Genomic DNA, 14,008 nt, shown 5'->3' with positions numbered 1-14,008 from the left:
CCCCCCCCCCCCCCCCCCCCCCCCCCCCCCCCCCCCCCCCCCCCCCCCCCCCCCCCCGGGGCACCGCTTCGCACGGGGCGCTCGGCCCCGGTCCGTCAGTCGCGGGTGAGCTTGCGGTGGGTGACCGCGTGCGGGCGCGCGGCGTCGGGGCCCAGGCGCTCGACCTTGTTCTTCTCGTAGGACTCGAAGTTGCCCTCGAACCAGTACCAGTTGGCGTCGCCCTCCCACGCGAGGATGTGCGTGGCGACGCGGTCGAGGAACCAGCGGTCGTGGGAGGTGATCACGGCGCAGCCGGGGAAGTCCAGCAGCGCGTTCTCCAGCGAGCCGAGGGTCTCCACGTCCAGGTCGTTGGTGGGCTCGTCCAGAAGCAGCAGGTTGCCGCCCTGTTTGAGGGTGAGCGCCAGGTTCACGCGGTTGCGCTCACCGCCGGAGAGCACACCGGACGGCTTCTGCTGGTCGGAGCCCTTGAAGCCGAACGCGGCGACGTAGGCGCGGCTGGGGATCTCGACCTTGCCGACCTGGATGAAGGTCTCGCCGTCGGAGACGGTCTCCCAGACGTTCTTGGTGTCGTCGATGCGGCCCCGGTACTGGTCGACGTAGGAGATCTCGACGGTGTCGCCGACGTTGATCCTGCCCTGGTCGGGGGTCTCCTCACCGACGATCATCTTGAACAGCGTCGTCTTGCCGACACCGTTGGGGCCGATGACGCCGACGATGCCGTTGGGCGGCAGCGAGAAGCTCAGGTTCTCGATGAGCACGCGGTCGTCGAAGCCCTTGGTGAGGTTCTTGACCTCGACCACGGTGTTGCCCAGGCGCGGGCCCGGCGGGATCTGGATCTCCTCGAAGTCCAGCTTGCGGGTCTTGTCGGCCTCGGCGGCCATCTCCTCGTAGCGCTGGAGGCGGGCCTTGCTCTTGGCCTGGCGGGCCTTGGCGTTGGAGCGGACCCACTCCAGCTCGTCCTTGAGCCGCTTGGCCTTCTTGACGTCCTTCTGTCCCTCGACCTTCAGGCGGGCCTGTTTGGTCTCCAGGTAGACGCTGTAGTTGCCCTCGTAGGGGTAGAACTGGCCCCGGTCCAGCTCCAGGATCCACGTGGCGACGTGGTCCAGGAAGTACCTGTCGTGTGTGATCGCGATGATGGTGCCCGGGTACTTGGCCAGGTGCTGCTCCAGCCAGTTCACGCTCTCGGCGTCCAGGTGGTTGGTGGGCTCGTCGAGCAGCAGCAGGTCGGGCTGCTCCAGGAGGAGCTTGCACAGGGCCACGCGGCGCTTCTCGCCACCGGAGAGCTGGGTGACGGAGGCGTCGCCGGGCGGGCAGCGCAGCGCGTCCATCGCCTGCTCCAGCTGGCTGTCCAGGTCCCAGGCTCCCCGGTGGTCGAGCTGCTCCTGGAGCTTGCCCATCTCCTCGAGCAGGTCGTCGGAGTAGTCCGTCGCCATCTGCTCGGCGATCTCGTTGAAGCGGTTCAGCATCGCCTTGGTCTCGGCGACGCCGTCCTCGACGTTCTCCAGGACGGTCTTGTCCGGGTCGAGGTGGGGTTCCTGCGCGAGCAGGCCGACGGTGAAACCGGGCATGAGCCTCGCCTCGCCGTTGGACGGCTGCTCGATGCCGGCCATGATCTTCAGAAGCGTCGACTTACCCGCACCGTTGGGGCCCACGACGCCGATCTTGGCTCCGGGCAGGAACGACCCCGAAACGTTGTCCAGGACGACCTTGTCGCCGTGCGCCTTGCGCACGTTGTTCATGGTGTAGATGTACTCCGGCATGAGTCCAAGCCTAGGGTGTCGCGACCCGTGCCCCCGCCATGGCCCGGTCCTGTGGGAGACCGGTGCTGGGCGGCGGCCGCGGCCGGGAGGCCATCGCCCCATGGCCCGGGCCCGCGGGGACCGGTTCCGCGCGGGGGATCCCGCCGGCACGGGGCAGCGGCCGCCCGGCGGACCCGGCCGCGCTCCGCGAAGGCACCTGTCCCCTCACTCCTGCGGCCGCTGGCTCCTCGCGCGCAGCCAGCGGGGCGTGAACTCCCGCCAGCGCTCCACGGGCAGCCCCCAGGCCAGGGCCCGGCTCATCAGCACCGCCATGGAGTAGCCGGGATCGGCGGCCAGGGCCACGTCCAGCGCCGCGGCGGCCAGGGGCTCGTCCCCGCGCTGCCAGGCCGCGACCGCCAGCAGCGAGGCGGGCGCAGCGCGCTGGTGCCGGGGCAGGTGGCGGGTGACCCGGGCCCACAGCTCCTGGTGCGCGGGAGCCGCCTCGGCCGTGATGCGCGCCCACGCCTCGTCGCGTACCCGGATCTCACCGAGGTAGACCCCCAGCCAGGCCAGTTCCTCCCGGCCGGTGACGCCCCGGCCCGCCCGTTCGGCCCGTACCGCCGAGAGCACGGCGCTCAGGCCGCGGTCGGTGAGGGCGCCCCGCATCCCCTGTTCCAGGAGCCGCCGGGCGCGCGCCTGCACCTCCTCGGCGACGGCGTCCATCGCGGCTCGTTCGGGGCCGTGCACGGGCCGCAGGAACTCCCGCACCCGCTCGGCCTCGGCCGTGACCGCGGAGAGCGGCTGGACCGGGACGATCCCGTGCAGGACCGCGCTGGCCGGGACGGTGGAGCTGTCCACGTTGACCATGGTCCCCTCGACCGGACAGCAGTCGGCCCTGGCGCAGGTGTAGGACCAGTACCGGCCGCCGGTGACCCGCAGGGCGTCGACGACGGCCAGGTTCCGCCTCCGGGCCGCGGACAGGATCCTGTCGACGTGGGGCGTGACCCGTTCGGGCGGCCCGTAGGCCACGACCACCAGGGCGGTGCACCCCTCCGCGACGGCCATGTCGACGGGGACGGTCGCGCGCTCCAGCGGGTCGCCGGCGGCGGCCAGGCGGTCCAGGTCGCCGCAGAACGCCGAGTGCACACCCTTGTCGCGCACGGCGAGGACCACGATCCCCGGATCGGGCGGCGTCCCCACCAGGTAGGGCAGGGTCGCGATGATGTCGGTCGGGTTGGTGAGGGTGAGGGCGGCACCCGCCGCGGCGGGGCCGGACGGCCTCGACCCCCCGGGGCTCCGGGGCGGGGGGACGGGGGCACCGTCGTCCGGGGAGCGCCCGGACGCGGCGGGACGGTCGGACGGGGCGGGACGGTCGGGGGCTCGCGCGGAGTCGAGGGGGCGTCGGGGGTCGGAGGGGCCGAGGGAGTTGTGTGGCTGGTCAGAGTGCATATCTTCACGGTGCGTGACCCGGCGGTTCGGGCGCAACGTCCTTCTTCGCGCTGTGGACAACTCCGCGAGACCACAAAGACGCAGGTCAGGGAAGTTCGGTGTGCTCGGTGGGGTCTGTGGGGCCCGTGTGACCAGAAATCTGCCCTCCCCGCGGCCCCGGGATCTTGCCGCCGTCCCCGGGGCGCCCGACGGGCAGGCACACACGGTTGCGGCCGGTCTCCTTGGCCCGGTAGAGCGCGAGGTCGGCCGCGGTGAGCAGTTCCACCAGGTCGTTGCCGTGGTCGCCGGTGACGGCCGCGCCGATCGAGATGGTGATGGACACCGGCACGTCGTCCACCGCGATCTCCATGCGGCCCACCTGGGAGCGCAGGCGTTCGGCGGCCCGCCAGGCCTCGGCCGTGTCGGAGCCGGGCAGCAACACCACGAACTCCTCACCGCCGAACCTGCCGAGCAGGTCGGACTGGCGCAACTGCTGGGCGATGGTGGTGGCCACGCCGAGCAGCACCTGGTCGCCGAACAGGTGACCGTGGTTGTCGTTGACCCTCTTGAAGTGGTCGATGTCGATGATCAGCACCGCCGCCCTGCCCCGCGAGGAACGGGCCCTGGCGATCTCCACCGACGCCTCCTGCTCCCAGGTGGGGGCGTTGAGCAGACCGGTCTTGGGGTCGGTCCGCGCGGCCATCTGGAGCTGCTGGTACATCAGGCTGCGCTGGAGCAGCAACACCGGGGGAACCGCGATGATCAGCAGGAACAGCGACAGGTGGGCGAGGATGGCGACGGTGACGCCGACACATAACTCGACGGCGTCCACGGTGAGGGCCTCGCGGTCCCACATGGGCCGGAGGGTGTGCCCGGGGCCGTTGCTGGTCCGCGCGGCCACCGCGACGAGCAGGTTGTTGAGGACGGTGAACCCCGCGCAGCACAGCACCGCGACGAGCACACCGGGACCCGTGATCAGGTGCTCGTGCGCGCCGGGGGTGCCGCCGAGCCCGTCGACGAGGCCGCCGCCCCAGATGGAGTGCCAGGTCACCGAGGCCAGGAACCCGGAGAGGGCGATGGAGGCGGCGTTGAACACCCGCCGGTGGAGCAGGGCCCGGCGCGTGCGGTACTGGAGCACCAGGAAGACGGGCACCGGGAGGACCAGCGCGTACAGGGGCGGCAGGAGGAGGACCGCCGGGAACCACCAGGCCCCCAGGAAGTCCCGGTTGATCCCGGCCGGCGTGCCGAGGCGACGGCTCGCCTCAACGCAGAGCACGGCACCCACCAGCAGCGCGACCAGGGTGACCAGGTCCATGACCGCGGGGGCGGTCAGCGCCACCGTCCCTCCGAACAGGAACAGCGTCGCGGCCACGAGCAGCGCCATGTAGACGGTCAGTCCGCGGGGCTGCTGGAGGATCGGCCAGCGCGGACGTTCGTCCTCGGGACGCCCGGCCGGCGCGATCGGCTTCTCAGAGATGCTCACCGTTGCGCCTCCCTCCCTCACATCGCTCTCCACCGTCCGCCTCCTACACCCGCCTCTGATGGGTCCACCGCCTCCCACGGTTCTCCCTTCGACGGGGTTGTTTCGCCGCGCGTTCCCTTACGGTGCCATTCGGTTACGACAACGGGGCATCGGGGTCCGGCGACGGTGCGGCACGTCCGTCCCGCGACACTCCCCACTTTACATTACGTTGGGTAATAACTTAATTGCTGATTGTGTGATCGCCATGGGTAACGGCCCAGGGCCAAGAGACCCGGTTTTCGTGGGGTTGGGCTCAGCGACGTTTTAGGGCATCCTGCCGTAGGGACCCACCACGGTAGCCACTGTGTGGCACGGGGTGTCGACCGCCTGACACCCCGACCGTCCGGGCTCCCACGGCACTCACTACAAGGAGCACACATGTCCAGTGGCACTGTCTGGATCTAGAACCCGTTACAACTGAGTGAAGATCACCGGGGACGGGCGGCGCGGTGCCGCCCGTCCCCGGACTCGGAAACGCGGTGGGGCCCAGGCCGGGGCGATCCGCGCCCGCCCGGACCCCGGGGTCAGTCCGCCGTCCTGGCCACCTCGTAGGCCGCCCGGAACGCCCGGTACCTGGCCAGTTCGGCCTCCAGGGGCTCCACCACGCGCAGTCCGGCGATCTCCCGGACCCGGGCGGAGGCCGTTCTCTCCACATCCTCGCGGCGCTGGACCGCGGCCACCTCGACGAGGTTCCCGCAGCCCACCCCGGTCAGCCACCCCACCAGCAGGGCCGCGACCACCAGGACGCCGGAGTAGGCGGCGAACACCGGGTCGTCGAACATCCCCAGGCCGGTGATGCCGCCGCCCATCCAGCTCAACAGGGTCACGACGGCCCAGGCCAGGCCCAGGCCCGCGACCGCGAGCAGCGCGTACTGGGCCGCACGGGCGGCCTTCCACCACGACGGACTCCGGTCCGGATCGCCGACCGCCCCGGCCACCGCCTGCCCGAGTTCGGCGGGAAGCTCGGGAACGGCGCCGCGGGCCACGGCGCGCATCCGGCGGCGCCAGAGCGGAGGCATCCCCTCCGAGACGCTGTCGGCGGCCTCGCCCAACGCGGTCTCCAACTCGGCCTCGTGCGCGTCCACCGGGCCACCCACGCCGCCCCCGCTGTCACGGCGCAGGAAGTCCAGCTGGACCGCGGCGAGCGGGTCCTTGCCCAGCCGCAGCGAGCGGCGGGCCACCGGCCAGCCGACCTGGCGCCTGCCGCGCCGGACGTCGTTGGTCTCGGTGACGTCGGCGACCGCCGCCACACCGGCCGCGTTGGCCAGGCCCTCCTGGACGCGGGCGCGCACCTGGGCCGGGACCGCCTCGGGCACCGTGCCCTCGCCGTGGAACTCCCCGAAGGGCTCGATCACCTGGTCCAGGTCGGCGGACAGGCGGTCCACCAGCGCGCGCCGCTCGCGCACCGTCTCGGCGAGGAACTCGCGCAGGTCGCGGATGCCCTGGCCGGTGAGCGTGGACGTGGTGATCACCCGCGGGTGCACCCCCGACTCCGTCTCCAGCAGGCGGCGCAGGTCGGTGAGCAGTTCCTCCAACTCGTCGGGCTCGACCTTGTCGACCTGGTTGAGGACGGCGACGGTGACCGCGCCGTGCCCGGCCATCTGGGCCAGGTAGCGGTGGTGCACCGCGGCGTCGGCGTACTTCTGCGGGTCGAGCACCCACACCAGCAGGTCGACCGAACCGATGAGGCGGTCGGCCTCGGCGGTGTGCATACTGCGGACCGAGTCGTGGTCGGGCAGGTCGAGCAGGACCAGACCGGTCAGCTCGGAGTTGCCCGTGTCCAGGACGCTGGTGCGCGAGTGGCGGTAACGGTTCGGGACGCCCAGCCAGCCCAGGAGGGCGTCGGCCCCCTCGTGGCCCCACACGCAGGCGTGCGCCTTGGAGGTGGTGGGCCGGGTGACGCCGGTCTGCGACAGCTGGAGCCCGCACAGGGCGTTGAACAGTGAGGACTTGCCGCTGCCGGTACCGCCCGCCAGGGCGACCACGGTGTGGTCGCCCGACAGCCGCAGCCGGGCCCCCGCGTGGTCGAGCAGCTGGGTGGACCGGGCGACGAGTTCCTGGGGCAGGTCGTCACGGCCCAGTTCGGTGAGGGTGGACAGCGCGTCCAGGCGCTCGATCAGTTCGGCCCGGGTGGTGGAGCGGGTGGGGTGCCAGGTGTCGTGGGTTGTGGGACGGTACTCCTCGTCCTCCTCCGCGCCGTCGTCGTCGGCAGCGGCGTTGTCGGCGCCCACGGCGCGGAAGGCCCCGGAGACCGCGGAGGGTCCGGGGACGCGGCGGGGCAGCGCTTCGGGCCCCTCCTGGGCGTCGGTACCGGCCGGCGCGGGCTCCTCCAGCTCCTCGGGCTCCTCGTGCGCACGCGGGCCCGGGGAGACGTCCCGGGTCTGGGGGGCCCGGTCGTCGTCCCCGTCCTCCGGCTGCTGGCCGACGGCCGGGAGGGCACCGGTGGCGCGCCCGGCGATACGGGTGTCGTCGGCCGCCTCGGCGAGGCTGCCCACCCATCCGGCGAGCCCGTCGGGGTCCTCGTGGTTGTCCTCGGCGGAACGGCGGTCCCCCTCGCGCTCCCTGTCGGCGAGGGACCGCGCGTGGCGCCCAGAGCGCCACTGCGCGGCGGGGGACGGGGACGGGTCCTCCGGCTCCGCGCCCGCACCACGCGGAGCCCCCTGGTCGCTCTGCGCGACCCTGTGCGGGGCCCCGGCGCCCGAGGGGTCGGGGTATGCCGCGATGCCGTCGTAGGCGGGATCCTCGGTGCCCGCCTCGGACACGGCGTGGTCGGGGTGTTCGGGGACCGGCATGGTGTATCCGCGCCAGGGCCCGGACGCCGCGTCGCCGCGGGGGCGCCCGTCGTCACCGGCGCCGGACGCGCTCTGCCCGCTCTCGCGGTCCTCGTCCTCGGTGCGGGTGTGCGCACCGGGCTCCCCGTGCGCCTGCGCGGGGTTCCATTGAGTCGTCATCGCGCAATCTCAAGGTTGTACGTGGCCTGGTAGAGCTGGACGGCGGTGTCCTCGGACGGGATCGCGGCCGACGCCAGGGCGCTGTCGAAGGGCACGCGCTCGCGGTCGAGCAGCCCTTGGACGCGCTGGCGCAGGTCGTCCCGTGCCGCTGCGCCAATGCTACGCAGTGACTGGGCCCCGAACAGCCCCTTGAGCAGGCGCTGCGGGGAAGGGCCGGAGGCGTCGGCCGCGTGGGCGCCGCCTCCGGAGCGGGACCGCTCGTAACCGAGCAGGTCGATGATCAGGACCAGGGCGACGACGTCGTGGTCGAAGGTGACGAACCGCGCCACGGAGCGCTTGGTGGCGCCGCTGGCGGTGGTCATCTCGGCGACGCCGCGCTGCCACTCGGCGATCTCCTGGCGGATCTGCTGCGAGAGCAGGCCGGTGCCGGGCTGGTTGAGGGCCTTGGAGGCGAGGTCACCGCCGCCGGGGACCTCACGCCACCTCCGCTCGACCTCGTCGGAGGCGCGTTCGCAGCTGGAGACCACCAGGGCCTCCAGGCCGTCGCGGACGGCGCGCTCCAGGGCGCTCACCCTCTGCCCGCGCTCGGCCTGCTCGGCGCGGCCGCTCCTGCGCGTGCGCCTGCCGCGCGGGCGCAGGCTCCTGGTGAGCTCGCCCCCGGCCGCCACCTCCTGCCAGCGGGCCAGCAGCGACCCGCGCAGCAGGGAGCCGTCGGCCAGGCTGGTGTCGACGCGGTCGCGGGCGGCGGCGTAGGAGTCGTCGACGGCGGCGGTGAGGGTGCGCCCGGTCTCGATCTGCGTCTCCACCTGGCGGGCCAGTTCGGGTACCCGCGTCCGGAAGCTGTCGATGACGCCGATGAAGGTGCGTCGGGAGACGCGGTCGCGCTGCTCGGCCTCGCCCGCCACCTCCGCCAGGTAGTCGCGGATGTGGTCGGCCACGTTGGAGGTGAAGCGCTCGCCCCGGATCTGGTCGGTCTCGGGGATGGCGAACCGGGCGGCCGCGCCCAGCCCGTTGGCCTCCAGCATCGCGCCGAAGTGATCCAGGAGCTGCCGCCTGCCCCTGCGCGGCACCCGGGAGAGCACGACGGCCAGGGAGGTGTCGCGGTCGCGGGCGACCTGGAGGAACTCCCACACGCGCGCGTCGGCGTAGCGGCTGCTGGTGGTGACGAACACCCACAGGTCGGCGGCGTCGAGGAACTTGGCCGCGAACTCGTGGTGCGCGGCGACGGCGGAGTCGACGTCGGGGGTGTCGAGCAGGGCCACGCCCGGGGGCATGGCCTCGGTGGCGGCGAGCACGAGCATGCCGTCCTTGCCCGGCATCGCCAGGCCCTGCTGGCGCACGCGCGGCAGGGAGGGGATGAAGGAGGCCTCGCTGAACCAGTCGACGTCGGCGGGGTTGCAGGCCAGGACGGGGCTGTTGGTGGTGGGGCGGCGTACGCCCGTGGTGGTGACCTGTTCGCCGACCAGGCTGTTGACCAGGGTGGACTTGCCCGCTCCGGTCGATCCGGCGACCGCGATCAGCAGCGGGATGTCGGGGCGGCGGACCCGGGGCAGGACGTAGTCGGAGAGCTGGGCGAGCACGTCCGCCTGGAGTGCGCGGCCCTCCTCGTCACTGGGCAGGCCCTCGGCGAACTCCAGGTCCCGGATGTGCTTGCGCAGTGCTTCCAGGACCTGTTCGAAGTGGTTCTCGTCGGGTTGGGGGGCGCGGTGCTTGGCCGGTCCGGCGGCGAGCGGGACGGTGGGCCCCCGACGGGCGCCGGCGGCCGCGGTGTCCGTCTCGCGCGCGGATGCGGAGCCCTGGGCGGGCTGTTCGGAGGTGGCGGCCGGTCCGGTTCCGAACCGGTCCGGAGCGCCGGGACCGTTGGTCCCCGGTGCGGCCGACGGCCGGGTCATGATCGGGGTGCCCTCCTCATCGGTGCTGACGGTTCCCGCCGCGGAGCGACGTACGCCGCGGGCGGAGGTCTCACTGGAGATCGCGCCCGGTCGCCAGTCGACGGGTCTCGAACTGGTTTCCCGTGTGCAGTATGTCAAGATCCCGCGCTGTTTTGACCACTTCTCCGATGATCACCACCGCGGGGGGCCGCACTCCGGCCGATCGGGCCGCGGCGGCGATGGTGGCCAGCGTACCGGTGACGGTCCGCTGCCCCGGCAGTGTGGCCTCCTGTACCACCGCCACGGGGGTGTCGGCGGATCTGCCGTGGGATACGAGGGCCTCGGCGATCGCCTCGATCCGCTCCACCCCCATGAGGACGACGACGGTACCGCCCGCGCGGGCGAGCCCGGCCCAGTCGACCGTGGAGCGCTCGTCCCCCGGGGGCACGTGCGCGGAGACGATGTGCAGGTCCTGGGCAACGCCGCGGTGGGTGGCGGGGATGCCCGCGCTGGCCGGGGCGGCGAGCGCGCTGGTCACACCGGGAACGGCGATGACGGGAATCCCCGCGGCGGCGCAGGCGGCGGCCTCCTCGCCTCCGCGACCGAAGAGGAAGGAGTCGCCGCCCTTGAGCCGCACCACGAACTTTCCGCGCCCGGCGCGATCGACCAGGGTCGCGTTGATCTCCTCCTGGGTCATGGACCGGCCGTAGGGAATCTTGGCGGCGTCGACGATCTCGACGTCGGCGGGCAGGCGGTCCAGGAGGGAGGTGGGGGCGAGCCGGTCGACCACCACCACGTCGGCCTGGGAGAGGAGCTGCTGTCCCCGGACCGTGATCAGGCCGGGGTCGCCTGGGCCGCCTCCCACGAGTGCGACGCCGCGCAGGCGCTCGCGTCCACGGCGGGCGTCGAGGGTGCCGTCGGCGAGGCCGTCGACGACGGCGTCGCGCAGTCCGGCCGAGCGGCGGGGGTCCCCGGAGGCGACGACGCCCACGGTGACCCCGGCCGCGCTTCCGCTGGCGGGGGTCCAGGCGGAGGAGGCGTGCCGGTCGTCGGCGCGCACGCACCACACGCGGGCGTTCTCGGCCTCCTCGGCGACGGCGGCGTTGGCACCGGGGTCGTCGGTGGCGGCGTGCACGAGCCAGTAGGCGGGGGCGTCCGGTCCCGCGACGTCGCCCGCGGCGTAGGGGCGCCGGTGCCAGGTGAGGTGTCCTGCCGAGGCGAGGTCCTCCAGGGCCGCCGAGGCCTCGGGGGAGACGAGGGTGACGCGGGCCCCGGCCTCGATGAGCACGGGGACGCGGCGCTGGGCGACCCTGCCCCCTCCGACGACGAGGACGTCGCGTCCCCGCATGCGCAAACCAAGGAGATAGGTCATGTGTCGCGCCCCTTCGGTCGTCCGTGCCGGTCCCCGGCGACGACGGCGGGGTGCTGGCGGAGGAGGACCGCCAGCCGCCGGCGATAGTTCGGCGATTGCTCCAAAAGTACCTTGTCAAAGAGGTATTACGCGTGTGTAAACGGGTGCCGCGCCGGGGGTGTGAGCCCGCCCGCACCGGGGGTCGGTGCGGGCGGGGGACCGTGGGCCGCTCCCGGTCAGGGGGCGGTGGAGACGCCCGCGTCGTCGAAGGTGGCGACGTCGCGCAGGACACGCGCCGCGCTCTGGAGCAACGGCAGGGCCAGCAGCGCTCCGGAGCCCTCGCCCAGGCGCATCTCCAGGTCGACCAGGGGGCGCAGCCCCAGGTGCTCCAGGGCCAGGCTGTGCCCGGGCTCGCTGGAGCGGTGTCCGGCGAAGCAGGCGCTGAGGGCCTCCGGGGAGATCGCGGCGGCGGCCAGGGCGGCCGATCCGGCGATGACCCCGTCCAGCAGGACCGGGACGCGCAGGGCCGCGCCGCCGAGCACGAACCCCGCGAGGGCGGCGTGCTCCAGACCGCCCAGAGCGGCCAGGGTGCCGATGGGGTCGGCCGGGTCGACGGGGTTCGCGGCCAGGGCGCGGCGCACCACGTCGACCTTGTGGGCGTAGACGGCGTCGTCCACGCCGGTGCCCCGTCCGGTGGCGTGCGCCGGGTCGGCTCCGGTGAAGGCGCACACCAGGGCGGCGGCCGGGGTGGTGTTGGCGATGCCCATGTCGCCGGTGACCAGGCAGCGGTTGCCCGCGGAGACCAGGTCGCGGGCGACCTCGATGCCTCCCTCCAGGGCCTGGAGGGCCTGCTCGCGGGTGAGCGCGGGCCCCTGGGTGAGGTCGGCCGTGCCGTGCGCGACCTTGCGGGCCAGCAGGCCGGGGGCGCTGGGCAGGTCCGCGGCCACGCCGACGTCCACGACGGTGACCTCGGCGCCGACCTGGGCGGCGAAGGCGTTGACGACGGCGCCGCCCTCCAGGAAGTTGTGCACCATCTGGGCGGTGACCTCCTGGGGCCAGGGAGTCACCCCCTGGGCGTGCACGCCGTGGTCGCCCGCGAACACGGCGACGGCGGCCGGTTCGGGAATCGGCGGCGGGCACTGCCCGGAGATCCCGGCCAGCTGGACCGAGACCTCCTCCAGGAAGCCGAGGGAGCCGGGCGGCTTGGTCATCCGGTCCTGGCGGTCTCTGGCCTCCTCCATCGCGCGGGTGTCCAGCGCTCCGACGGCGGTGATGGTCTCCTCCAGCAGGCTCGTGGGTTCCTGGCCGGGCAGACCGCGGCGGCCGTAGCGGTCGTGGTGCACCGCCCAGGCCAGGGGGCGCTCCCTGGCCCAGCCGGAGAGGCTGAGCTCGGACTCCGAGGGGAACTCCTCCACGTAGCCGACGCACAGGTAGACGGCCACGTCCAGGTGGACGGGGAGTTCGAGGGCGCGGGCGACGTCGCGCTCGTCGACGAAGGTGAGCCAGCCGACGCCCAGGCCCTCGGCGCGCGCGGCGATCCAGAGGTTCTCCACGGCGAGCGCCGCGGCGTGGTCGGCGCTCAGGGGGCGGGCGTGGCGGCCCCGGGCGTGCCGTCCCCCCCGTGTGGGGTCGACGGTGACGGCGATGTTCAGGGGGGCCTCGAGGACGGCCTCGGCCTTGAGTCCGGCGAAGGCGCGGGCACGGACGCCCGGCGGCGCGTGCGCGTGGTCCTCGCGCTCGGCCGCGGCGAGGTCGCCCACGCGTGCGCGCAGGCCGGGGTCCTCGATGACCAGGAAGTCCCAGGGCTGGGAGTCGCCGACGCTGGGGGCCTGGTGGGCGGCTTCCAGGACGCGGGTGAGCACGTCGTGGGGCACGGGGTCCGGCCGGAAGCCCGTCCGGACGTCGCGGCGTTCGCGGATGGCCCGGTAGACGGCGGCGCGCTCGGCCTCGCCGTAGGCGTGGACGTGGACGAAGCCGCTGTCGGCCCGCTCGGGTGCCGGGGCGGCGGGCGCCGCCGCGGGCTCGGGGACGGGCTGGACCGGAGGCCCGGTGGGCCTCGGCAGGGGCGCGGCTGGTTCGTGTGCGTGCATGCTCTGCTCCGGCTCGGTGGTCGCGGAGTGCTGGTCCGCGCGTCCGTGGTCTGTGGTCGGTGCCCCGGCCTGCGCCTCCTGCCGGTCGGCGGTGGGCCCGGTCGGGCTGACGGCCCGGGCGGGGTGCGCGGGCGCGGGCACCGCCGGGTGTGCGGGCACCGCCGGGCGTGGGGGTACCGCCGGGCGGGCGGGCACCGTGGTGTTCATGGGTGCGGCGGGGCGCGCGGGCGCCACAGGATGTGCGGGTGTGGCCGCGCGGGCGGGCACCGCGGTGTTCACGGGCGCCGCCGGGCGGGCGGGCGCAGCGGTGCGCACGGGTGCGGCCGGATGTGCGGGTGTTGCCTCATGTGCGGGCGCCGCCTTCGCGAGCGCCACCGCCCTCGCCAGCGCCGCCGCGTTCGTGAGCGCCATCGAGGGCTCCGGGTCGGCCGAAGGCTCCGGGGCGGCGGAGCTGCTGGGCCCCGCCGGATACCCGGACTCGGCGGGGGGCACGGTCTGCTCGGGGCTCTCGGAGCTCTCGGGGACCGGATGCGGCTCGGTTCCCGGGCTGGCCTCCCCGGTCCCGGTGGTGCGCTCGCCGCCGCGGAAGGGGATGACGTTGGGCCGGTGCGGCGGTCCGGACGGCGGCGCGTCCGCCGCGGGCTCGACCGCTGGTTCGGCCTCGGGCCGCGGGGCCGGAGGGACGTCCAGGGGAAGCGCGCCGTAGGGCGAGGCCGGGGCGGAGGGGGCCCGAGGCCCGGGATCGGCCGGCGCGGGGGGCCGCGGCCGCTGCCGGAACGGGTTGGCCGAGCCCGTGGAGCCGCGCGAGGGCTGGACCCGGGCGCCGCGTCCGCTCTCGGGCAGCCCGTCGAGCAGGCCGCCGAGGCGGGGACCGGCTCCGGGGGAGGATCTGCCGCCCTTCCCGCGGGACGGTTCGGCTCCGTCCTCCTCGCCGCGCCGGGCGTCCTCGCGGTCGTCTCTGGTCATGATCGCTCCACGCAAGAGGGTGTTGTGGCGGGCCCGTTTCCGCCTTGTCCGGCATAGACCGGTAAGCGTAGTCCGCCGCTTCCGCGCCGA

The 14,008-nt window shown here is 74.0% G+C and carries 7 protein-coding genes; all 7 read right to left on the bottom strand.

Going from position 1 to position 14,008, the window contains the following annotated elements; genetic code table 11:
- Window positions 1-95: 95 nt before the first annotated feature.
- The 7 genes from ettA to cobT all read right to left on the bottom strand — a co-directional run bounded on the left by ettA (window position 96) and on the right by cobT (window position 13,918).
- Window positions 96-1,760 carry an energy-dependent translational throttle protein EttA gene (gene ettA, locus ACSIH6_RS35180; RefSeq protein WP_435112643.1) on the bottom strand — a complete coding sequence of 555 codons (1,665 nt, stop codon included), beginning with the start codon at window positions 1,758-1,760 and terminating at the stop codon, window positions 96-98.
- Window positions 1,761-1,964: 204 nt separating this feature from the next.
- Window positions 1,965-3,188, bottom strand: coding sequence for a DUF4192 domain-containing protein (locus tag ACSIH6_RS35175; protein WP_435112642.1), 1,224 nt, complete (start codon window positions 3,186-3,188; stop codon window positions 1,965-1,967).
- Between the two features lie 85 nt (window positions 3,189-3,273).
- Complete coding sequence (locus ACSIH6_RS35170) at window positions 3,274-4,650, bottom strand: sensor domain-containing diguanylate cyclase (RefSeq protein ID WP_435112641.1); 1,377 nt, start codon at window positions 4,648-4,650, stop codon at window positions 3,274-3,276.
- Window positions 4,651-5,213: 563 nt separating this feature from the next.
- A complete protein-coding gene (locus tag ACSIH6_RS35165; RefSeq protein WP_435112640.1) occupies window positions 5,214-7,640 on the bottom strand; it encodes a YfjP family GTPase in 2,427 nt (808 codons plus the stop codon).
- Window positions 7,637-9,532 carry a dynamin family protein gene (locus ACSIH6_RS35160; protein WP_435112639.1) on the bottom strand — a complete coding sequence of 632 codons (1,896 nt, stop codon included), beginning with the start codon at window positions 9,530-9,532 and terminating at the stop codon, window positions 7,637-7,639. Before ACSIH6_RS35160 ends, ACSIH6_RS35165 begins: the two co-directional genes overlap by 4 nt.
- Window positions 9,533-9,602: 70 nt before the next feature.
- Entirely contained in the window at window positions 9,603-10,883 is a 1,281-nt protein-coding gene (cobA, locus tag ACSIH6_RS35155) for a uroporphyrinogen-III C-methyltransferase (protein WP_435112638.1), read from the bottom strand.
- A gap of 215 nt (window positions 10,884-11,098) precedes the next feature.
- Window positions 11,099-13,918 (bottom strand): nicotinate-nucleotide--dimethylbenzimidazole phosphoribosyltransferase, encoded by a 2,820-nt coding sequence (gene cobT, locus ACSIH6_RS35150; RefSeq protein ID WP_435112637.1) that lies wholly within the window; start codon window positions 13,916-13,918, stop codon window positions 11,099-11,101.
- Between the last annotated feature and the right edge of the window lie 90 nt (window positions 13,919-14,008).

The sequence above is a fragment of the Nocardiopsis synnemataformans genome (genome assembly GCF_965343085.1).
GTDB classification, from domain to species: domain Bacteria; phylum Actinomycetota; class Actinomycetes; order Streptosporangiales; family Streptosporangiaceae; genus Nocardiopsis; species Nocardiopsis alborubida.
The sequence above is the reverse complement of the archived record's forward strand: the minus strand, read 5'-3'. Positions and strand labels throughout refer to the sequence as shown.